Raw genomic sequence first — 22,818 nt, forward strand, 5'->3', positions numbered from 1 at the left:
ATTTAGCATTACCAAACACTTGTAAACTGATACAGCGCTAAAGATGTAAAATTTCTGTTAAATTCAACGAGCATCGATAGTTTCTCCTTATCCTTATCAGGTATTCAGCATGACGGCAATCACACCCAAGGCATCTTCAGCGCTTCCCGATTTTTCCGCAGGTATCCAATATTTTGGTGAGGCGCTACCAAATTTTGAAACTTATGGTGCGACACCTGCAATAGAATCAGGCAAAGTAGCGATCGCTGATCCTACAGATCCTAGTGCTGTGTATCAAACCTTACTAGCTGCTGATGCTCTGCGCTATCTGACACTACAAATCACTGGTAGTAAGGCTTCTGGACATCCAGGTGGATTTGCTAGCCAAGCCGAAGCCTATGCCGCCTTAGTCATGCTGGGGTATAAAAACATCATTACCGAAGTGGGACACCATGCCCCCGGATTTTATAGTGCCATGTTCCTCGATCGCTCCTTAGAGGATATGGGCATTTTTACAGTACAACAATTGCGCGATCGCTTCCGCGAAAAGCACGGACTTTTAGGACACCTTTCCGGTTACATCCCCGGTATTCTTGCACCCGCCGGCCCCTTGGGACAAGGACAACACTTTGCAATGGCGGCTGCACTCCTACACAAAGATAAATTATTCCCCTTCACCCTGGGCGACGGTGGACTAGGTGAACCCTACATCATCAGTTCCATTGCCCACTTCCACACCGCTTATCCCACCGCCACCAACTTCCTACCCGTGCTGGTATGGAATGGATACAGCCAAGAACATCACAGCATGGTATCCCTGAAAACCAACGAACAGATGACAGCCTTCTGGCAAGGTAACGGTTTTGCGGAAGTCGTGTTAGTCGATGCCAAGGAATTCGACGACCAAAACCAACCAGGAGATTATGTTGACAGTACCATATTCTCCTTTGAGCAACGCCTAGCCTTTACCAAAGCCGTACTTGCAGGGGTAGATAAAGCCGCCCGTTCTGCCCTTGGTGGTAAACTCACCGTCTTTATTATCAAACAAATCAAAGGCGCAGGTGTCCACGCCAAAGGAGCAAAATCTCACAACCTTTATCCCAAAGACACCCTAGACGCACCCCACATCATCACTGCCTTACAAACCCGCGCCTTATCCCCCGCCGCTTGGCAAATCGTCAGAACCAACGCCGAACGCGCGGGTGGCGGCCCCGCAGCCAAGACAGTCGTCACAGAATTTGAGTTACCATTACCAGACTTAGGTACATTACCTTTAGAAGAATATGCCGTCGGTGGCGAACCCAAAGTTTCCACCACCGCAATGGGACGACTTGTAGGTGTAGTTGGACAAAAAGATCCCAATTTCCTCGTCACCAACGCCGACGGTAACGAAGCATCCGGTATTGGTAACATCAACCAAGCCTTAAAAATCATCCACCCCACCACCGACGACTTATACAACCAAGCACCCAACGGCCAAGTTTACGAACCCTTGAGTGAAGATGCTTGTGCAGGTTTAGCTGCTGGCTTATCCTTGATGGGTGCAAGAACTCTCTGGTGTTCCTACGAATCTTTCGCCATCAACGGCTTACCAATCTGGCAAACCGTCATTCAAGCAATGGCAGAATTACGCCGCCAAACCCCCTCAACCATCACCTTATTCACAGCCGGCGCATTAGAACAAGGGCGCAACGGCTGGACACACCAACGTCCCGAAATTGAAGCTTACTTTGCCTCCCTGATGCGAAACGGCAATGTCTTCCCCCTATTCCCCCCCGATGCTAACAGCACCCAAGTCTGTTACGACTGGGCATTAACAACTAAAAATAAAGGCATCGTCATCACCGCCAGTAAATCACCCTTACCCATTCGCACTACCTTTGCCCAAACTCGCCAAGGTTTAGCAGATGGTGCAGTAGTGCTACATGAAATTGCTGGTGGGAAACAAGTAGTCTTTGCCGTCATTGGCGACATGACATTAATTCCCGTATTTGAAGCCGCCGCATTTTTAGAAACTGAAGGCATAGGTGTGAAGATAGTTTCTATCATCAACCCCCGTCGTTTATATCGTCCCCATGATGTAGCCTGGGATACCTGTTCAGAAGCTGATGGTGGTTTTATTGATGATGCCAAATTCGCAGAATTATTCGCAGGCGATGCCTTAATTGGTGTAACTGGTGGTGCAGCGTCAATGTTAGAACCCATCATGTTACGCAGCACCAGCAAGCGCGACACCTTTGCCTGGAAGCGTGGGGAAACTACAGCCAGTGCCGGCGAGTTGATGGCGTTTAATGGTTTGACTGCTGAGGCGTTGACTAAGCGAGCGATCGAGTTAGTGCATTAAATTACATTTAATATGCTATCCCATCTAGGTTTTTACTTAGGTGGGGTTATAACTAAGTAGTAAATCAACTTTTACTAATTAGGATTAAGCAACCATGTCTTCAGAACAATTCCAAACCGCACACAGCAGTATTTACAATTTAGGTACACGGTTGTTACAGTACCTTCAGGAAATTCGCCAAAATCGTCTCAATGAAGGTGATGATACCAAGGGTTTGCAGAGTGTTGAGCATGACATCACTACAGCCTTAACCGCGTTGCAACAACAAAAATATCAGGTGGCGGTTATTGCAGCCATGAAAGCGGGAAAGAGTACCTTTCTCAACTCTATTATTGGTGTGGATGTTTTAGCTAGTGAAACAGCAGCTTGTACCATTTGTCGTACAGATGTACTTCACATTCCTGCTGATCAAGTTCCCAGACTGTTAGAATACCGAGCAGGAGAAAGAAAACCTCTTGTTATTGCTGAAGGAAACGAAGGAGAAATTCAGCAGCAATTTTTAGTTAGAACCCGTGAAATTAGAGAAACGGGAAATACTGATAATACTATCCGCTTTGAAATAGAACATCCTATTGAAGCCATTAGCGGATTTTCTTCACTTGCGGGTTTTACTCTCGTTGACACACCTGGGCCAAATGAATGGGAATCTGCTCGGTTTAACACTGTAGCACTAAAGCAAACTGCTCTGGAAGCTTTAAGAACCTGCAATGCAATTTTGTTTGTTTTAAATTACGCTTCTTACAAAGATAATGCTGTTTCTGAATTATTTAAAGATGTAGTAGAGAATCGCAAGGAAATTTTAGAGTCTGACAAAGGTAAGATTTACTTTATTCTCAACAAGATTGATCAGAAAACTGAAAAAGACAGAGAAATTGAAGAAGTAATTAAAGATTTAGAACGCGAATTATCTAGCTTTGGTTTTCCTAACCCCATTATTTATCCTGCCAGTTCCAGACAAGGACTTTTAGCAAAATTAATCAAACAAGAAAAAGCAACAGAAAGTCAAATAAAAGATTTTAAGAAATTCTTCAGTGCTAGATATGCAACTGAAGATGAAGAAGGAAATCAAATTATACCAGCCCCTCGGAAAATTGCGCCACAAGCTTTAATAGATAGTGGTATTCCTACTATTCAAGAAACAGTAATTGAAACTATTACTAAAAATTCAGGATGGAATCTTTTGAGTGATGCCTTAGCAAAAATAGATAAAGCCGCTAAATCAATTGAAGATACTCTCAGCACAAAAATTAGTGGCTGGGAAATGGATATTACAGCTTTAAAGCAAAAAATTGAAGAATACAAAAAACGGTCTGTGAATGCCAAAATCAAAGTAGAAGATGTAAAAAAGTCTGTAGATAAACAAAAACAAATACTTGTAAATGGTTTTAGCCAAGGAATTGATTTATTCGCTTCAGGTACTAAAGCACAAATTCAATACCAGATCGAGCTTATAGCTGAATCTCAGTCAGCCAAATTACCTAGTGCAAAAAAAGTAAAAGCCAATCTATCACCACTAGCAAAAGTAGATAACAATATTTGGGAGAATATTGGGGATATAGTAGCTGATGTTGGTGGTGGTATCCTAGACCTAGTTAGCAAAGGTTTAGGAAATATATTTAGAGTAGGTATTAAAGGAGGTGCATCTTTAATTAAAGAGATTATTAAATCTGCACCTGAAGTCTTTGATGCTTCTAATTCTTCTCCTGATGAAACTCTAAAAATTTCTGATCCGTATGTGATAAAAGTTAAGAATAAAAAAGATGCTCAAAATATTAACAAAACCATTAATGAATTTTGTAGCCCTCTAATTCAGGGTTTTTGGCTAGATACTCAAGATAGATTGGTTAGAGATGGTTCTAATATTCGTGAAAAATTGGCTTTCAAAATCCAAAGTGATATCCAACAAATATCTAATGAATTATCTGATTATTTGGGTGAAGCATTGCAAGTTGAATTAAATGTTAACCCTATTCAGTTTCCGAATTTTGAATTTAAGGGAATTGATACCAATATTAAACAACAACAAAAAGTGTTTACCAGGACAAAACAAGAACTAAGAACAGAGACGAATTGCTGTTCTCATAAGTCCTATTATGTTCCTGTTGAATATGAAGATAGACAAGATTTCTATGAAATCAATTTAAAGCAAACTTCGCAGTTAATTAACTCGAAGATAGATGAACAGGTTTCGAGAAATCGAGAATTGCTACAAAGAGTCATTGAAAAACAAATTGCAGAAGATTTTAGACGTGCAGAGCAACAAATCAATGATTATATCAGAAAATTTCAAGATGATTTTGACAGTCTACTAAAAGAACGGGAGGAAAAACAAACAGAAGTAGATAAAATTCTTGATAACTTGAATCTGCAAAAAGAGAAACTCAATGAATATTTACAGGAATTAAAATTAATGCGTCAGTCCCTCAATACTTGGAAACCATAGCGACCAATCCAAGGTAGGTTGGGTGGAGGCGCAAGCTTGTTTATTTGCAGCATAACAAATTGATATTTGTGCCGTACCCCAACACCAAATAACCTTAATTCAGCCAGATAATTTAAGATGTAAAATTCTTGTTGTGAAAAGTGAGATCATTTGTCATCCGTGACAGGTTAAGAGAATTGCGAATTTATCACTCTTGGTTTTGAAGAAGATTAGCCCTATCAAAAACTTATTTGATTATCATTTTCATTAATGGCTTTTTGAGTATTTTAGCTGATTGACAAAATGTACGTTTTTTTAACCTGTCACGGGTGGTTTATAGAGATTTTCATGCCGATGAAGTACACCTGTCTAGTCCAGAGGTTGTATGAGCGGGTTAAGAGAGATATTGGTGAATAATGTCAGCATATCTGTTAACTCGCCCCTACTGCTTGTGAGAAATGTGGGTAGCCTCTGTTGACTGCTTCCCTCCGCACCCCTCTGCGTTTAAAACTATTATCTCATTTTTATTTCCTAACTTCTAACCTCAATAAATTAACTTTTCTCAAGCTAATTTAAAGCTAATTCAAGGCTACCATTGCAGATTTTCGGTGGTAAAAGAGTCAGGTATAAGTTCTTGAATTTTTTTTGATTTTAGTGTGCCGTTAATTTGATAAATTGTTTCTATTTCTTTGCCGAACTCAATAATGAACTGTCTACAAGCACCACAAGGGGATAGATCGCCATGAGGTGAGAATATAGCTATTGCTTTTAAATTACAATCGCCATCAGCAATAGCTTTAGAAATAGCTACTCTTTCTGCACAAATTGTCAGGCTATAGGAAGCATTCTCTACATTACAAGCTGAGTATATTTTTCCACTATCTGTGATAACAGATGCTCCCACCGGATAATTTGAATATGGTGAGTATGAATTTTTAGATGCTTTGGCTGCTTCTTGAAAGAGTAAGTTTTTTTCTTCATCTGATAGCATAAATGGCCTTAACTCCAAAATTTCACAACGTAAGTAAATGGTGCAACTTTCTCTCAAACCTAATATCATTTCACGTTAATCATGATACATATGAAAGGGAACAGGTGACAGGTGACAGGTGACAGGTGACAGGTAACAGGGAAGGAGGAAACAAGCCACCCACAAGGGGCTTTAGCGTAGCGGGACGTAGTACGGTTTTGAACCTTTACTTTTTCATAAATAATAAAAAACCCCAGCTTTGCAGCTAGGGTGATAAGGAGAAGTACGAATGACAATGAGTACCGATACCGACGCTGGGAAATTTTAGCTAACGCTGAAAGCTACAAACAAGAGAGTGGTGACTATAAATGCAGCAAATGCTGCTTGGTATTTGTAGCTACGTTGCTCATCTTGATTAGGATAGGCAGCATAGTAGACTTGGGGTTCAGTAGCGTAGTTGTTTAAAATACCTTCTTCATTAACGGTAGTGTACATATGTTTTTTCCTTGATTTATTAATTTATGTAACTAAATTTAACAAGTTTGTTACAAAGTGTCAACCTGTCTTGACAAAAAAGAGGTGATAGTAGTAATAAATTTTGCTTATGTAAGGTAGTTGTAGCCTTCGGACAGTGTCTCGGAGGTATCGCTTTCCAGAATCGGTTTTAGATACAATCAAACAAAGCAAAGACAACCAGCCCAACTGAAACCATCATGAACCAAGCGATAGAGGGAGTACGCTGGACAGTCCACGATATAGAGGTTCTACCGGAAAATGAGTGGACACGCTACGAAATTATCGATGGAGAACTCTTTGTGACTCGCACACTTCACTACCGTCATCAGCAAGTTTGTGGTAAGGTCTACCGACATCTTGATAGTTGGTCAGAATTAACTGGTTTAGGTGTAACAATTTTGAGTCCAGGGGTACTTTTTTCGGAAGCAGATAGTGTCATCCCGGATGTGGTGTGGGTAAGTCGAGAAAGATTAGTGCAAATTGAAGATGAAGCCGGACATTTGACTGGCGCACCAGAGTTAGTGATAGAAGTGTTATCCCCAGGTAAACAAAACGAACTTCGAGACAAAATAGCCAAACTGAAACTGTATTCAGTTCAAGGTGTGCGAGAGTATTGGATTGTTGATCGTTTCACGCAACAAGTCGAAGTTTATCGACGAGAAAAAGCCCAATTAGTGTTGGTAGCAACTTTATTAGGTGATGATGAAATTACATCCCCTCTTTTACCAGAATTTAGCTGTTCCATCCAATGCTTTTTTTCTGAGTGCTGAGTGATGAGTGCTGTAAAGCCCTTCTCCTCAAGGAGACGCTACGCAAACGGGCATGGCTGGGCTTAGAGCGGTAGCGGGGCGATGCAGCCCGTGCTGAGTGAGGGAGTGAGGGATTAGTAAAATAGTAACTAATGACTAATGACTAATGACTAATGACTAATGACTATTGACTATTGACTAATGACTATTGACTATTGACTAATGACTATTGACTATTGACTAATGACTATTGACTAATGACTATTGACTAATGACCATTGACTATTGACTATTGGTAACGTCAACCAAAACGTTGCACCTGTCTCTGATTCGCTTTCGATGCCGATTTCGCCACCGTGGGCTGTGATAATATGCTTACATAGATATAAGCCTAAACCTAAACCGACAGAGTTGCGAAGATTACCACCGCGAAAATAGAGGTTAAATAGTTGTTCACTTTGTTGCTGGCTAATTCCTACACCATTATCAGAAACAGTGCAGTAAATTTTGTCACCTTGATGGGTGGCATTGATAGTCAAGTGTAGTCCTGGGGGATTATGCTTAATGGCATTGACAATGAGGTTAGAAAATACTCGCCATAGTTGGGTAGGATCAGCATTGACTAGAGGTAAATCGGCTGTCACTAAATTGGTGAGAGTGGCTTGATTATCTGCCAGCATTGGTTCTAAATCAGCGATCGCTGCTCGTACCACTGTCTGTAATTCTACTATTTGGCATTGTAAAACTACACCTTTTACCTCACTGATATGGGCTTCGAGTAAAGAATTGATTAAATTCAGTTGGCGATCGCTACTCTGAACCATCCGTTCTAAAATTAAACGTGATACAGGAATCAGAGATTTGTCATCCTGATGAGCAAGTAAATTTCTCAACACCATGACAGTACCCAAAACTGGGTTGCGTAAGTCATGGGACACTGCATGGAAAAATATTCTCAATGCTTCCTGGGCTTGTTTGCGTTGGGTGATGTCTTCAATTAAACCTTCGTAGTAAAGTAAGTTGCCTTGTTCGTCCCTGACTGCGTAGGCTTTTTCGACAATCCAGACAATACTCCCATCTTGACGATAAATTTGGGATTCAAATTCAGAGACGAACCCATCTTGTTCAATTAAGCGAATAAATTCACGGCGACGCTTAGGGTCAACATATAATTGATGCTCGATATCAGTAAAATTAGCTGTCACCTCTTCGGGATAAGTGTAACCATAAATACGCGCTAAAGCAGGATTAGCTGTAATGTAACGTCCATCAGGACTACTTTGGAAAATACCTTCAATGGCATTTTCAAAGATACTGCGGTATTTAGCCTCTGCCAGTCGTAATTTATTGTTAGCTGATTCTAATTCTTTGTGGGCGTAAAACTCTGAGGATTGTAGGCGATCGTATAGATAAACACCAAAGTCACAGATAGCACAAAACCAAAAAATATATAAAATAAATGTGACATTGTATATTTCTGGGTTTTCTGGGATGGGTGTCTTTAGTCCCAGTACTGTGTTGACACCAAAATAATAAGCTAAAATTCCCATTTGACAGACCAAATGGAGATTCCAGCGTACTGGCATGAATGTAGCTTGACTCAAGAATAATAGCGACCAGCCGGGAGTATCAGGTAGGGCAAAACCTTTAATGGTGGCAAATAATTGCGATGCTAAACTCAGTGACCAAGATGAGCCTAAAAATAGGATACCTGGATGTCGATGACCAAACTTTGTTTTATGTAAAGCAAAACACACTAGTAGACTGAACAACATGGCTACATTAATTGCCAGTCCTTGCGTTTTCCAAACTTGTGGGAATAAATCTAACTCTTCGAGAGGAAAAAATAGATCGTAAACATCTCTGAAAGTAAAGGTTAATAGACAGCCTAAAACTAGCCACAACCACAGATGCAATCTCTGCCACAAAAACCGATGTCTACTCACAAGCCAATCCTGTTGATGAGGGACGGCTTTGTAAACATCTTGAATCTCATGTATTGTTGGTGCAGAAATAGTCTCTCTCCACCACCTCTGCAATTTTTTCCACAAGGTATCCATCAGAGTCTTACCAACTTCACCCATCCCATTGGAGGTGTTTGCTGCTTCTAGACTGTCATGATACCAATTTGTAATTCGTAATTGGTAATTCGTAATTCGTAATTAAGAAAGTTAGGTTTAGGCAATAGCAATAAGTAAGTGGGCGTGAATAATTATCATTGGGAAAAGGCAATAGGCAATAGGCAATAGGCAATAGGCAATAGGCAATAGGCAATAGGCAATAGGCAATAGGCAATAGGCAATAGGCAATAGGCAATAGGAATAAGGATTTGAGCCTTGTTCATATTTCTTCACATAGCTTGGTTTTATTGCGCCAACCTACTTAGCAACACTTAACGCACAGAATATTCAATCGGTGAGAGCAAATATGCTCATGAAATTTTTCCTCTCCTACTTCCCCTGCCTCCCCTGCTCACCAAAGCGATTGTATATTTTTTTAGTTGGAGGATCATCTCAGGTGTTGGGGGTCTGGTGTGCGGTTTGATAGATGAGAAAGTATATTGTTAATTTGATAATAGCATCACAAAAAATTGAAAAAATATCTTAATAAGTATAAAGTATAATCTTGAAAGTTTCTGCTGACAACTGTCTGCAAAATAAGGATATAGCTAGGCGCGATACCCGATTAATCTATAAAAATTATCAATTTAGATGTTAAAAATGCAAATGTTGTCGAAAACACACCCGACCTACCTAAATGATTATATTTTTCAATTAACTAGAAGATAATGACAAGAGCAACCACAGCGTCACCGAGAGATGGGAATATAGGTAGAATATCGCCATTGGTGGGATTAATTCTGAGCATATTGATTCTGTTAACTTGCTTAGTCTACAGTGTTACATTAGGTGCAGCAGAAATACCGATAAATAAGATTCTGGAATCCTTTATTACCTTTAACGGTTCTTATGAACATTTAGTGATTCAGACGGTGAGATTACCGCGATCGCTCATTGCTATTTTAGTAGGATCAGCCCTGGCAGTCTCCGGCGCATTGATGCAAGGTTTGACACGGAACCCCTTAGCAGATCCAGGAATTCTAGGTATTGAGTCAGGCGCTGCATTGGCTGTAGTTGCCACAATTTTTGTGTTTGGTAGCGCCCCTTTGGGTGTTCTGACAATTGTGGCTTTTTTGGGTGCAGGTGCAACGGCGATGTTAGTCTACTTCCTGGGTTCTCTGGGGCGAGGAGGGGCTACACCATTAAATCTCACCATAGCAGGTGCAGCGTTGACGGCGTTGATTTCTTCTCTAACTACAGCTATTCTGATTGTCAGTCAAAGCACCTTGGAAGAAATTAGATTTTGGTTAGCTGGTTCTTTGGCTGGAAGAGATTTCAACATCTTATTGTCAGCATTGCCTTTTGTCTTGATTGGCTTAGTCTTAGCCTTTGCCCTGGGGAGACAAATTACAACTATGAGTCTGGGTGAAGATGTAGCGAAAGGTTTAGGTCAAAAGACTAGTTGGGTAAAAATTACTACTGCTATCAGTATTGTTTTACTGGCAGGAAGTTCAGTGTCTTTAGCTGGGCCTATTGGCTTTATTGGCTTAGTTGTTCCCCATATGGTGAAATTTTTCATCAAAGCCGATTACCGTTGGATTTTGCCTTATTCGGCAGTTCTGGGAGCAACTTTACTCTTAGTTGCGGATGTAGCTGCACGGATATTACTCAAACCCCAGGAATTACCTGTGGGAGTAATGACAGCGTTGATTGGCGCACCCTTTTTTGTCTACTTGGCTAAATCAAAGGTGAAGAAATGAAGTTGGATTGGCTTGTCATCCGTTCCGAGACGATATCTTTGCGGATTGACCGACGTGTACCATCTATGCTGTTATGTTTGGCAGTGGTAGTTTTGGTGGCAATGGTGACGAATTTAGGGCGGGGTGAATATCCAATTTCGCCTTTAGATATCGTCAAAACTGTATTGGGTATTGATACGGGCAACCCAGATAATGCTTTTGTGATTTACAACCTGCGTCTACCTCGTACCCTGGTCGCTTTTATGGTGGGAGTAGCACTGGCTATTTCTGGCACTATCTTTCAAGGCATCACACGCAACCCACTCGCTGATCCCGGCATTATTGGTATTAATTCTGGGGCAAGTTTAGCAGCAGTTACGGTAATTATACTTTTACCATCAGCACCCATTTATACTTTACCTTTATCAGCTTTTGTCGGTGCTTTATTGATGGCTGGTTTAATTTATTCCTTGGCTTGGAACAATGGTAGTTCCCCTGTGCTGTTAATTTTAATCGGTGTGGGGTTGTCAGCGATCGCTAGTGCTTGCACCAGCCTATTAATTACCTTTGGCGATGTTTACAGTGTCAGTGATGCTTTGGTGTGGTTAGCTGGTAGTGTCTATGGACGCACTTGGGAACAAGTCTTTTCTTTCTTGCCTTGGTTAATTATATTTGTCCCTATGGCGTTGATATTGGCTAGACATTTAAATGCCTTAAATTTGGGAGATGATATTGCCAAAGGTTTGGGGACTCGTGTGGAATGGCAACGCAGTTTGCTAGTACTAGTGGGTGTAGCCTTAGCAGGTGCAGGAGTTGCCACAGCCGGAATGATTGGTTTTGTGGGATTAATTGCGCCCCATTTAGGAAGACAGTTAGTAGGTACAAATCACCAAGGATTGATTCCTACTGCTGCTTTGTTAGGAGGAATACTGGTTGTAGTCGCAGACTTACTGGGAAGAACCTTGTTTGCACCAATCGAAATTCCTTGTGGGGTGGTGACGGCTGCTATCGGTGCGCCTTATTTTCTCTATTTGTTAATTCGTAATCGGCGGAAGTAGGAAACTGAAACTGGGGGAAAATTATGAAAGGATTATCAACTAAAGGTTTATCTCTGGCTTATGATGGTGCGCCAATTATTCGTGATTTAAATTTGGCAATTCCTTCTGGACAAATTAGTGCTTTAGTAGGTGCAAATGGTTGTGGTAAATCAACATTATTACGAGGTTTAGCTAGACTTCTTAAACCCTACGGTGGTACAGTCTATCTGGATGGACAATCTATTTTTAATCTTTCTACTCAGGCAGTAGCCCAGCAATTAGGCATATTACCACAAAGTCCAGTTGCGCCAGAAGGATTAACAGTTAGAGATTTAGTTGGACAAGGGCGTTATCCTTATCAAAATTGGTGGCAACAATGGTCAGAAGAAGATGAGAGAATTGTCCAACAGGCATTAGAAATTACAGATTTAATAGAGTTAGCTAATAGGTCATTAGATACCTTATCTGGTGGACAGAAACAACGTGCTTGGATTGCCATGGCACTAGCGCAAGATACAGATATTTTACTGTTAGATGAGCCAACTACTTTTCTAGATTTGGCACATCAAATAGAAGTTTTAGATTTGTTATATGATTTGAACCAGCATCAAGGCAGAACTATTGTCATGGTGCTGCATGATTTAAATCAGGCTTGTCGTTATTCAGACTATCTAGTTGCTGTCAAAGATGGAAGAATTTTTACGGCGGGAGAACCGCAGCAAGTCATGACTGAAGAAATGGTGCAAGAGGTGTTTGGTTTAGAGTGTCGTATTGTTGGTGATCCTGTCGTGGGTACGCCGATGTGTGTACCAATAGGACGCAAAGGTAGCGTGAATATGGTTCGTAATTAATAAGTTTAAATATGTTTTACTTCGCTGGAAATCATAGTTTAATTTGTCTTGGTATTGCAGGAGTTAAGGAAAATTATCAAGAAATAGGAGGAAGTAATTATTGATTTTACTTGCCTAATATTTTGCAGGCGATCGCTATTATTTCATCACTTAGTCTTGGGGATTTTTTGTAGTAGCTAGTAATAAAATAATTGCCCCAAAAGCAAAAACACTTCCAGCGATAAAAGTTGCTTTTGAGCTAACTAATTCCCATAAACTACCAGCCAATATACTTGCGGGTAAAAGTGCCACACCAATAGCTAAGTTAATTACTCCAAAAGCTGTCCCACGTAAATTTGCAGGGACTTGATCGGCGACTAAGGCTAATAATAGCCCTTTACTTAACCCTTGATATAATCCGTACAGTGCAAATAAGCTCCAAAGTTGCCATTGAATGTTAACAAAGGCAAAACCTATGTAGACAAAAACATATAGAGTAAATCCACTGACTAATAAGCCTAATCTACCGATGCGATCGGATAATAATCCTACAGGATAAGCACTGAGGAAATAAGTAAGATTCATGACTAAAAGACTTAATGGTACTAGCGAAGCAGGTATTCCTATTTCCAGTGCTTTAAGTAATAAAAAAGCATCGCTGGAATTTCCTAAATTAAATAACAGCGCCACTGCGACTAATTGCCAATAGCTTTTTCCCAGACTACGCAAATTATCATAATTCAAAGGATTACTTTGCTGGTGTGCGACTTTCGTGTTAGATTCTTTTACCCCACCTGCTAATAAAGCTAGAGCTAAAATACCAGGTACTAACGCACTCCAAAAGACTAAGCGAAAGTTTTGCTCCCAAACCGACATCAATGCAAATGCAACCACAGGTCCAATGAATGCGCCTATAGTATCAAGAGATTGTCGCAATCCGTAAGCAGCACCTCGATTAGCTTCATCTGTAGCATCAGCGACTAAGGCATCGCGGGGAGCTACGCGAATTCCCTTACCTACCCTATCGCCAAAACGAGCGATCAATATCCACATTGGACTTGTAGCCAAAGCAAATAAAAGTTTAACTAAAGTCGATAATCCGTACCCAGCAATAGCGAGTCCTTTGCGCTTTCCTAAATAATCGCTAAAAGCACCAGAAAAGAGTTTAATAACAGAAGCTGTTGATTCTGCAATTCCTTCAATCCAGCCTACTGTCAGCAGATTGGCTCCCAAGGTAGAAACGAGAAACACAGGTAATAGAGAATCAATAATTTTGGAACTGATATCTGTCAACAAGCTAACAAACCCCAACACCCAGACATTTTTTGGTATAGCTTTGTTTTGTTTTTTGCTAGCCACTTGAGATTTATTCATCATGAATTATTAATTTTTGATGGCTGGATGGAATTTTAAAATTTTTATATACAAGTAAGTTAGTTAGTTAGTGGGAAAAACACAACTATCTTAAGAAGAAAGATATTCTAAGCTAAAACCCTCTTCCCTCAAGCTTTTGGTTACTGAGCTTGTCGAAGCGCTGTTTTACCCCAACTGCAAATATTTGCGCTCATCTACTGGGGTGTTTGTGGGCGTGTTCTCAAGGCTGCGTTGTAGCTGTATCAAGCGATGATAAACCCACCTACCTTTTTGTTAATCTTTCTCCAGAAGAAAGCCCCAGAGCCTTACTGGAATTTATGCAATCATATATCAAAAGCCGTAAAGGTAATGTAGTTTGGAAAAAACTACCCAAATTGTTGCAGTCAGCTATTTTCGCGCAAATTCAGCCTGTGAAATCATAGATAGAACTGATCAAAACCACAGCGATCGCCTAGTAACTCCCCTGAAGGGCAATTGATCGCTTTTTAAGAATTACCATCCAACCCCGATAACCAAGCATCTAAATCAGCCATACTTGTAAAATCAAGCAACGCTTACCCTGCGGAAAGCCCCAAAGGTTCTACAAAATTCAAAATTAAGAAAGCCTGGTTCTACAAGGGTTTCCGTGTTTGGATCTGTATCAGATTTTTAGTGAATTGGTATAAGGTGCGATCCAGACTAAACTGTTTAATTTACTTCTAGCCAGTGCAATAAGTCAGCGATCGGTTTTGCCGTTGTCCCTTGGGCGATCGCACCTACTGTTATCGATTATGAAGAAAGCTAAGATGAAAATATAGCTGATTTATGAAGTTAGCTTTCCCGTTACTTCGCCAATTGCTCAACAAACTCCCCATGTTCAGGCGAATTTAATCCCAACTGCAACACCTCTAACACCTGTGCCATCTGATTATTTAACAATGCCTCCACCGCCAGCCACAAGCCTGGAAACACGCCAGAGCGAATGATACCATCCCCATCCGCGACGAGTGCTTGATACTCTCCTTCAACCAAGCTAAACCAATCGAGTTGATTTTCAAACGATCGCCAGACAATATATTCTAAGACCCCATTCCGACGATAAGCTTGCTTCTTGCTGCCTGTATCAATTGAGGCACTGCTGGCAGCAATTTCAACTACTAATTCTGGGACTCCTTCCAAATAGCCATCGTCTGTTAATCTAGCTTGTCCTCCTACTGCTTCATCTAAAATCAGCACAATGTCTGGTTGCGGTTCGTTATCCAAATCCAGGCGAATCGTTGGTTCAATCCCCAGACGTAGCCCTGGTGTGGCAATTTGATACGTCCAAAGCCAACCGTGTAAACGACTATGGGGTTCTGCGTGTTGTACAAAGCGTAAGGGAGATGCCACGTAAACGATTCCTTCGATCAGTTCTGCTTTTTTAATGTGGGGTGCAGCCGCATACCGCCGTTCAAATTCCGGGCGAGTTAGGCGATCGCCATTTTCCAGAGGTGGCAAGTCCTGAGTTTTTGCGTGAGGCTGACGGGGCAGATGTGTCGTCATGGCAGCATTCTCAATTTTTTAGTTTTATTTGAGAACAATCTGATTTTATCAGTTTTTTTACTATCTATTCTGGCTATTGTTAGAATGTTTTTTCAAGTATCATATTAGTTTATGTATTGCCACAATTACCTATAAATTGCCTGTTTAGGATAGAAATTTGCCGTTTTTGGATAGATTTCACATACCAAAAAATAGTAAGCTTTAAATATTTTAGTCAACAATAGTCATCAATTCTCACTCTAACAATGATAAACAAACTCTCCCCACTCCAACGTTTACTTAAGTATGGAGAAAAATATCGTGGACAAATCTATAATGCTTCTACCTATTCTGTAATTAATACAATTTTAGATTTAGCACCGCCTTGGTTAGTTGGTGTTGCTGTCGATATATTAGTCGAAAAACAAAATTCCTTCATCGGTAAATTAGGCATTCAAGATGTACTATGGCAATTTGCTTTACTATCGTTAGTCACCGTTATTATTTGGATATTTGAATCACTTTCTCAGTACGCTTATGATCGACTTTGGCGTAATGTTGCTCAAAATATTCAACATAATTTACGTTTAGATGCCTACAATCACTTACAACAATTAGAATCAGCTTATTTTGAAGATAGCAGTACAGGCGGTTTGATGTCGATTCTCAGCGATGATATCAACCAACTGGAAGATTTTTTGAATGGAGGAGCCAATGAAATTATCCAAGTGACAACTTCCTTGATAATTTTAATTGGTGGTGCGTTTTTCATTTTACCGATCAACATTACTGTAGCAGCTATGTTACCGATGCCTTTTATTTTGTGGGGTTCATTGATATATCAAAAACGGCTGGAACCCCGTTATGCTGATGTTAGAGAAAAAGTAGGTTTTCTCAATTCTCGTTTAGCTAATAATATTAGTGGTATTACCACAATTAAAAGTTTCACGGCAGAAAATTACGAAAATCTCAGACTAGCAGAAGAAAGTGAAGCCTATAGAAAAAGTAATGCCAAAGCGATTAAACTTTCTGCTGCGTTTATTCCTTTAATCAGAATGTTGGTTTTAGCAGGATTTACGGCTTTATTATTTTTAGGGGGGATGGCAGCTTACTCAGGCAAAATATCTATAGGTAATTACAGTGTTTTACTAGTGCTTGTGCAAAGATTATTGTGGCCATTGGTATTTTTAGGAGAAACTTTTGACCGATATCAACGGGCGATGGCTTCTACTAAGCGAGTAATGGATTTATTAGATACTCCCATTGAAATTACCACGGGAGATGTGTCTTTAGCGGTGGAAAAGGTGCGGGGTGAAGTTGATTTAAAAAATGTGACTTTTGCCTATCGCAATAGTACAGCCATTATTAAAAATTTATCGTTACATATTGCTGCTGGGACAACTATTGCGATCGTTGGTTCTACAGGTTCAGGTAAAAGCACTTTAGTGAAATTATTACTGCGATTCTATGATGTTTCTAGTGGTGTAATTACTATTGATGGCATTGACGTTCAAAAGTTGAATTTATCTGATTTGCGTCGCAGTATTGGTTTAGTTAGTCAAGATGTGTTTTTATTTCATGGTACAGTGGCAGAAAATATCGCCTATGGGACTTTTGATGCTAATGATGCAGCCATCATCAATGCGGCAAAAATAGCTGAAGCACATGATTTTATCATGCGGCTACCCCAAGGTTATGAAACAATTGTTGGGGAAAGAGGACAAAAGTTATCGGGTGGACAACGCCAACGTATCGCCATAGCTAGAGCCGTTTTGAAAAATCCGCCGATTTTGATTTTAGATGAAGCGACATCTGCGGTGGATAATGAGACGGAAGCTGCAATTCAACGCTCTTTAGAAAAGATTACCGTGAATCGGACAACTATTGCGATCGCTCACCGTCTTTCCACAATTCGCCACAGTCATTGTATATATGTGATGGAGTATGGTCAAATTGTCGAGCAGGGTACGCATGAGGAATTGCTAGCACTTAATGGTATTTATACTAGTTTGTGGCGCGTGCAATCTGGGATTTAGCTTTACTACCAGCGACTGCGACAAGTCGCTTTTTTAATAGCAAATTTCGTGCAATAATTGAGAATAGTTCTTATTTAAAGCTATAATAGACTGGGAAACAGACTACTGGAGCGATCGCTTGGTATTATCAAACTGTGCAATCAATTATCGATTCGTGCCTCTAGCCAAGCCTGTAAATCAGCAACACTCGTAAAATCAAGCAAAGCTTCACCCAATTCTTCCAACATCGACAACGACAAACCCAAAACCACAGGACGCACCGCTTGGGGCAATTCTCCCAACCGCTTCTTCAACTGTCGGGTAACAAAATTAACAGCCTCTTCCTGCCGCCCTTGCTCTCGTCCTTCTTCTCGTCCTTCCTGCTTAATTTCCCGATAAACTCTTGTTTCCTTTAGTGTAATATCTAACATCGCTTCTAACTCCACTCTACTCAACTGCTCAAAACGATACGCCATAATAGTGGTTATGATCTCCATTATTGCACGACTACTCGGTGGCGATAATTCATTACGAGTCCGACTTAACAAATACCGGGCTTCCTCTGGGGCTTGTTCTTCTTCGACGGTAGTTAATACCATTACTGCCACCCACAAAGGCAAAGAACGAATATCTCCCAACTCATCCAAATATATCCGATGTACTTGGTCTCCATTGAGTTGATTTCGATGAGGATAAATTTTACTTTGTTCAATACTCTGCGACGGATAAATAATTACTGCTTGCCAATCACTAAACCTGTCACTATTGCGGTAGAAATATAATGATGATTCGGCAAATACTCTCTCATACAGCTTTTCAGGTAGAGTCGAGGGGAGCTATGACGCTCCGCCCCTCTCTGTTAAATCTGGACGTGAGACTTTCGCCTCATCCAGCTTCCGATATTCTTGAAGGTTAAGGTTTCTGTCTTTGCCACGCTTGGCTTTGGCTTACCAAGGATGATTTTCTAGATATTCCTCGGTAACTTCCCGACCAATTGGCGTTGTAGAACGTAGCTCCCTTTCCCTTTTGCCCATGTGGATGTAATCGTGGCAGCTTTCGTGTACTACCATGAGGTTTGATACCTTGCAGTTGCCGTGATTACCGTCTAAGTGATGTAGATGCACTCGTTCAATTGAAGTCAATTTGTGACCACAATACCCACAAGTATGGCTGTGCTTCCTTAATAGTTTCGAGGTAATGCCGTCGTATAGTTTACTGTTACGTTCACTCCAGTAAACTAAATCTCCATCAAAAGGGGATTTATTTCCTTTGACTTTGGTGTGACGGTTTTCGGAGTAAGGAACCAGTGGAAACGCTTGGTCTAGCAACTTCTTACTAGATTTGTGGTCAAGTTTTGTTTCCCGGTTAAACACCTTAAAAGCTCTGTATTGTATGTGATAGAGGTTCCATTTAGCACCGTCCATCTTACAGAACTTATGGTAATTTCGCCATCCTCTGACTATTGGGGAAAGCTTTTGAGCTTTCACAGTAGCGCCATAATTCGAGCTATTGACGATGTTCTTGACTTTGTTGCGGAATGCTTTGTAGTTTTCCTCTGAGGGAACACTTTTAAATTTTCCGTTTTGTTGGACGTAGAATCGCCAACCGAGAAAGTCAAAACCATCTGTCGAAGCGGTAAGCTTTGTCTTTTTCTTGCTAACTTTTAGCCCTCTTATTGCTAGGAATTGGCTGATGCGGTCAAGTATTAGAGTTGCATTGTCTTCAGGTCTTAGGAAAAATACCATATCATCGGCGTATCGGACACAGGCATTGACAATATCCTTTGTGGGGGTATTGGCTGTAATTTTGCATCCTCTTTTGACGTGATATTTGTGTATATCTTCTATACCATTCAGAGCGATATTTGCTAACAGTGGACTCACTACCCCACCTTGACAAGTACCTTGTTCTGGAAATTCCGGGTTGATTCCTGCTTTTAGGCATCGGAATATCCCCAGTTTTAGCCCTTTTGGGGCAGTCAGGTTTTCCATGATGGTTGAGTGATTTATTCTGTCGAAGCACTTTTCTATGTCAAGCTCAAGGATTCTTTTGTTGATGCCGTTTGCATGGGAACTGAGATTTTGGAAAATCTGTTTTTGGGCATCATGGGCAGAGCGCCCCGTTCTAAATCCGTAGCTTTGGGCATGAAAGGTGGCTTCGTGCGCTGGTTCTAATGCGTATTTGGCTAGACATTGCCAAGCCCTGTCTGCAATAGTTGGAACTTTCAGGTATCTGGTGGAGCCGTCTTTCTTGGGTATTGGTATCTGTCTGAGTTTGTTGTGATACCAGTTTGGCTGTCTGAGTGACAGTTCGAGGTGAAATCTCTCCTCATAAGTTAAGGCAGTTTTACCATCAATTCCCGCAGTCTTTTTCCCAGCGTTTAGCTGTGTTACTTGACGAATTGCCAGAAACCTAGCCGCACGAGATTTCAGGATTAGCTTTTGTAGGGACATTGCTTTACGCTTGTCTCCAGCTAGAACAGCTTTAAACACTCTTCTTTGTAAGCGGAAAAGATTCGCCCGAAATTTCTTCCAGGGTAGTGATTTCCATAGTTCACTGATATTTCTATCGTGTCTAACCATGCTTTACTCTAAGCAAGCGTTTTCTGAATACCTCACAACAGTTACGTTCTGTCCTACCCGATGTTTTTGGGGTTCCGTATCTCGTCTTACCTACTGGGGTTTTCGACCTTTCCCCAGACCAATACATCGTTTTTACTCGTTCCGTTCTTTTGATTGTTTGATGGTTTTGGGCAGTCCACTTTGCCTATCCTCTTCTCGGAGATGACAGCTATTAAAAGAATGATGCTGTGAGAATCTAGAGGATGTGGTCTACATTGGTTGTTCAGGTCGTAGCTTAATTCCTAAGACACTTTTTCAGGACTTGTTTACCCTTGCCATCTCCCCGTTAGCGCCAGTGTTGTTACCTGCTTGTTTTACAACTGATTGCGCCCTGTTCCCAGCTTCAGCCTCCATCATTCCGAGTATGGTCACTGTGGGCAGATAGGGAGTCACTTGTCTCCTCAAGGGTAGGTCTTGCTTTTCTAGGGTACTTGGCTCACCTACATCAAATGAACAGTTATACATTTTGAATTTGATTTTTCAGAATGTACCTTAGCCATAAATCCCTAGTTTCTAGGGGTTCCTGCTGAGAACGAGCCGCACTCCTTTTGGAACTGAACCTCACAGAAATACACCACACCCGGACTTTTATTTTCAGGCGGGAGAAACACCCCATCAATTTCAAACTTAGGTTCTTTAACAGCTACCGAATCAAATCTATATTCATTTGCATTTTCTGGCGGATTTGTCAATAGTTCAAAAAGTAAAGTAGGAGATTGTTGAAAGAGTTTATAAAAAATCGAATCACGGCGCATGAAGTATTTTACTGAATAACTAACCCTATCAAATATCTAACCACACTTTCCCTAAATATCGTTATTTAATTACCACTAAACCGATGCCTAAACACACCCTATTCATCTGCAAATCTTGTTATATTTCTTCTGAAAAAACAACCAGATAATTTACCTTTTGAAGAATTCTCATATATTCTCACTTTAGAGGATTTGAATCTATTGCTTAATTTTAGAGAATTGGTATAATTTTGGGCTTTGGCGATCGCTATAGAAGAGTATGAAGGAGGGAAAAGCGATCGCCATATTCCCTCTTGAGTTAAAGTTTACACATCACACCTTTTTTGCACCTGGTTGCCCGTTCTCCACCACAAACGAGGCTAAGGTACTAATAGAAGCGTTCTCCTCCGTGATGGTAGAAACTGCACGGTAATCACTTTGCCAGCGTTCCTGAGTTAGTTGGCAACGAACATAACCCCGAAAAGCTCCATCAAAAAATTTAATATGGGGATTATCTCTCAATGCAGCTTGCACTGGACGGATGAAAGAAGTAGGAAAGTCAGATGTGATGGAAGTACCGACAAATTCAGTCCCCACGGTTGCTGACAGTGGATTATTAAAGTCACTCTTTAAATCATGCACCCAGCTAGAATGAATATCTCCAGTAATCACAATGGGGTTAGAAGGTTTGCGCTGATTTAAAAAGTTCAATAGCCGATTACGAGCAGCTACATATCCATCCCACTGATCCACATTGAATAACTGTACTCCTGGATCAGCATTAAAATCAACCTGAGCTAGCATGGTTTGTTGAGCAATCACATTCCATCTAGCTTTGGATTGATCTAAACCTCTCAATAACCAACCCTCTTGTCTCGCACCCGTCATTGTGGCTTTGGAATCTAAAGCTGCATTGCAAAGAGGTTTAAGTCCATCATTACAAGGTTGATCTGTGCGATACTGACGAGTATCTAGGACGTTAAACTCAGCCAAGTCACCGAATGTTAACCGCCGATAAAGCTGCATACTAGCTTTCTTTGGTAAGGAAGATAGGCGCAAAGGCATATGTTCGTAATATGCTTGGTAAGCATTAGCTCGTCGAGTTACAAATGCTTGTTGACTTTGGTTATCTTCGGGAATGAAATTAGCATAGTTGTTCTCGACTTCATGATCATCCCAGGTAACTATCCAGGGAAAAGCCGCATGAACAGCTTGTAAATTTTGGTCTGTTTTATATAAAGCGTGACGATTGCGGTAGTCTGCTAGGGTAACTATTTCTGGACTATTATGCTGACGTGGCCCTCCTGATTGTGGCCCATACTCATAAATGTAGTCACCTAAATGGACAACTAGGTCGAGTTCTTCATCAGCCATATGTTTGTAGGCTGTGTAGTAGCCATTCTGCCAGTCTTGACAAGAGACAAAAGCGAAATTTAACTTCTGAACAGAACTAAACAGGGCTGGGGCTGTGCGTGTCCTACCAATGGGGCTGACTTCGTTCCCTACTTGAAATTGATACCAGTACCAACGTTCAGGTTCTAGCCCCCGTACATCAACGTGTACCGAATGTCCTAACTCTGGTGTCGCTATCACCGTTCCTTGCTGCACCACTTGAGTTAAATTTTCATCCTTAGCAATGCGCCACTGCACCGGAATATTGATTGGTGAAACGCCGCCACCATTTAAAGGATCTGGTGCTAGCCTTGTCCATAAAACCACGCTATCGGGTAAGGGATCTCCAGAAGCCACACCCAGACTGAAGGGATAGCCAGAAAAACGAGTTTGCGCCATCACAGGGCGCAATTGACTAGCTACTGCTAATCCCGTCAAGAATCCTGCACCCAACAAAAAATTGCGTCGTTTACACTGGGTTATGAGGAAGCGATCGCTATTGATAAATTCCATACTTACCCCTACCAAGATTTTAA

15 protein-coding genes and 3 pseudogenes are annotated in these 22,818 nt (G+C 40.9%); 8 read left to right on the forward strand and 10 right to left on the reverse strand.

Annotated features, from left to right (window positions below):
* Positions 1 to 109: 109 nt before the first annotated feature.
* Both FD725_RS25630 and FD725_RS25635 read left to right on the forward strand, forming a co-directional pair.
* Positions 110 to 2,323, forward strand: coding sequence for a phosphoketolase (locus tag FD725_RS25630; RefSeq protein WP_179050749.1), 2,214 nt, complete (start codon positions 110 to 112; stop codon positions 2,321 to 2,323).
* 256 nt (positions 2,324 to 2,579) lie between these two features.
* On the forward strand, positions 2,580 to 4,766 hold the full coding sequence (locus tag FD725_RS25635) for a dynamin family protein (protein ID WP_256871757.1): 2,187 nt from the start codon (positions 2,580 to 2,582) through the stop codon (positions 4,764 to 4,766).
* Positions 4,767 to 5,334: 568 nt separating this feature from the next.
* Here the strand turns inward: FD725_RS25635 and FD725_RS25640 are convergent.
* Positions 5,335 to 5,736, reverse strand: a complete 402-nt coding sequence (locus tag FD725_RS25640; RefSeq protein ID WP_179050751.1) for a cytidine deaminase — start codon at positions 5,734 to 5,736, stop codon at positions 5,335 to 5,337.
* Positions 5,737 to 6,039: 303 nt separating this feature from the next.
* The gene (psb34, locus tag FD725_RS25645; RefSeq protein WP_179050752.1) at positions 6,040 to 6,210 is read right to left on the reverse strand and encodes a photosystem II assembly protein Psb34; all 171 of its coding nucleotides are present in this window, start codon (positions 6,208 to 6,210) and stop codon (positions 6,040 to 6,042) included.
* Between the two features lie 218 nt (positions 6,211 to 6,428).
* On the opposite strand from psb34, the gene FD725_RS25650 reads away from it, so the two are divergent.
* Positions 6,429 to 7,001, forward strand: a complete 573-nt coding sequence (locus FD725_RS25650; RefSeq protein WP_179050753.1) for a Uma2 family endonuclease — start codon at positions 6,429 to 6,431, stop codon at positions 6,999 to 7,001.
* Between the two features lie 233 nt (positions 7,002 to 7,234).
* Here FD725_RS25650 and FD725_RS25655 read toward each other — a convergent pair whose 3' ends face one another.
* Complete coding sequence (locus FD725_RS25655) at positions 7,235 to 9,040, reverse strand: PAS domain-containing sensor histidine kinase (RefSeq protein WP_179051693.1); 1,806 nt, start codon at positions 9,038 to 9,040, stop codon at positions 7,235 to 7,237.
* A 728-nt stretch (positions 9,041 to 9,768) separates the two neighbouring features.
* Between FD725_RS25655 and FD725_RS25660 the strand changes: the two genes are divergently transcribed.
* The 3 genes from FD725_RS25660 to FD725_RS25670 are packed head-to-tail and all read left to right on the forward strand — an operon-like array spanning position 9,769 to position 12,667.
* Positions 9,769 to 10,800 (forward strand): iron ABC transporter permease, encoded by a 1,032-nt coding sequence (locus tag FD725_RS25660; RefSeq protein ID WP_179050754.1) that lies wholly within the window; start codon positions 9,769 to 9,771, stop codon positions 10,798 to 10,800.
* Positions 10,797 to 11,837, forward strand: coding sequence for an iron ABC transporter permease (locus FD725_RS25665; RefSeq protein ID WP_179050755.1), 1,041 nt, complete (start codon positions 10,797 to 10,799; stop codon positions 11,835 to 11,837). Before FD725_RS25660 ends, FD725_RS25665 begins: the two co-directional genes overlap by 4 nt.
* A gap of 23 nt (positions 11,838 to 11,860) precedes the next feature.
* On the forward strand, positions 11,861 to 12,667 hold the full coding sequence (locus FD725_RS25670) for an ABC transporter ATP-binding protein (protein ID WP_179050756.1): 807 nt from the start codon (positions 11,861 to 11,863) through the stop codon (positions 12,665 to 12,667).
* Positions 12,668 to 12,817: 150 nt separating this feature from the next.
* On the opposite strand, the gene FD725_RS25675 is transcribed toward FD725_RS25670, so the two are convergent.
* Positions 12,818 to 14,023, reverse strand: a complete 1,206-nt coding sequence (locus FD725_RS25675; protein ID WP_256871759.1) for an MFS transporter — start codon at positions 14,021 to 14,023, stop codon at positions 12,818 to 12,820.
* A 200-nt stretch (positions 14,024 to 14,223) separates the two neighbouring features.
* Here FD725_RS25675 and FD725_RS25680 point away from each other — a divergent pair.
* Positions 14,224 to 14,442 (forward strand): annotated as a pseudogene (locus tag FD725_RS25680) (DUF1636 family protein); the annotation flags it as partial.
* A gap of 400 nt (positions 14,443 to 14,842) precedes the next feature.
* Here the strand turns inward: FD725_RS25680 and FD725_RS25685 are convergent.
* Positions 14,843 to 15,541: a Uma2 family endonuclease gene (locus FD725_RS25685; RefSeq protein ID WP_179050757.1), complete on the reverse strand. Its 699-nt coding sequence runs from the start codon at positions 15,539 to 15,541 to the stop codon at positions 14,843 to 14,845.
* Between the two features lie 245 nt (positions 15,542 to 15,786).
* Here FD725_RS25685 and FD725_RS25690 point away from each other — a divergent pair, with 245 nt between their 5' ends.
* Positions 15,787 to 17,556, forward strand: a complete 1,770-nt coding sequence (locus tag FD725_RS25690) for an ABC transporter ATP-binding protein (protein WP_179050758.1) — start codon at positions 15,787 to 15,789, stop codon at positions 17,554 to 17,556.
* Between the two features lie 140 nt (positions 17,557 to 17,696).
* Here the strand turns inward: FD725_RS25690 and FD725_RS25695 are convergent.
* The 5 genes and pseudogenes from FD725_RS25695 to FD725_RS25715 form a co-directional block, all read right to left on the reverse strand.
* Positions 17,697 to 18,353, reverse strand: a pseudogene (locus tag FD725_RS25695) (DUF2887 domain-containing protein); the annotation flags it as partial.
* A gap of 129 nt (positions 18,354 to 18,482) precedes the next feature.
* Complete coding sequence (locus FD725_RS25700; RefSeq protein ID WP_179049383.1) at positions 18,483 to 20,117, reverse strand: reverse transcriptase domain-containing protein; 1,635 nt, start codon at positions 20,115 to 20,117, stop codon at positions 18,483 to 18,485.
* A gap of 294 nt (positions 20,118 to 20,411) precedes the next feature.
* Positions 20,412 to 20,621 carry a hypothetical protein gene (locus FD725_RS25705; protein ID WP_179049382.1) on the reverse strand — a complete coding sequence of 70 codons (210 nt, stop codon included), beginning with the start codon at positions 20,619 to 20,621 and terminating at the stop codon, positions 20,412 to 20,414.
* Between the two features lie 77 nt (positions 20,622 to 20,698).
* A pseudogene (locus tag FD725_RS25710) lies at positions 20,699 to 20,911 on the reverse strand (DUF2887 domain-containing protein); the annotation flags it as partial.
* A 312-nt stretch (positions 20,912 to 21,223) separates the two neighbouring features.
* Positions 21,224 to 22,795 carry an alkaline phosphatase gene (locus tag FD725_RS25715; RefSeq protein ID WP_179050760.1) on the reverse strand — a complete coding sequence of 524 codons (1,572 nt, stop codon included), beginning with the start codon at positions 22,793 to 22,795 and terminating at the stop codon, positions 21,224 to 21,226.
* Positions 22,796 to 22,818 lie beyond the last annotated feature (23 nt).

Source organism: Nostoc sp. TCL26-01 (assembly GCF_013393945.1).
Taxonomy (GTDB): Bacteria; Cyanobacteriota; Cyanobacteriia; order Cyanobacteriales; family Nostocaceae; genus Trichormus.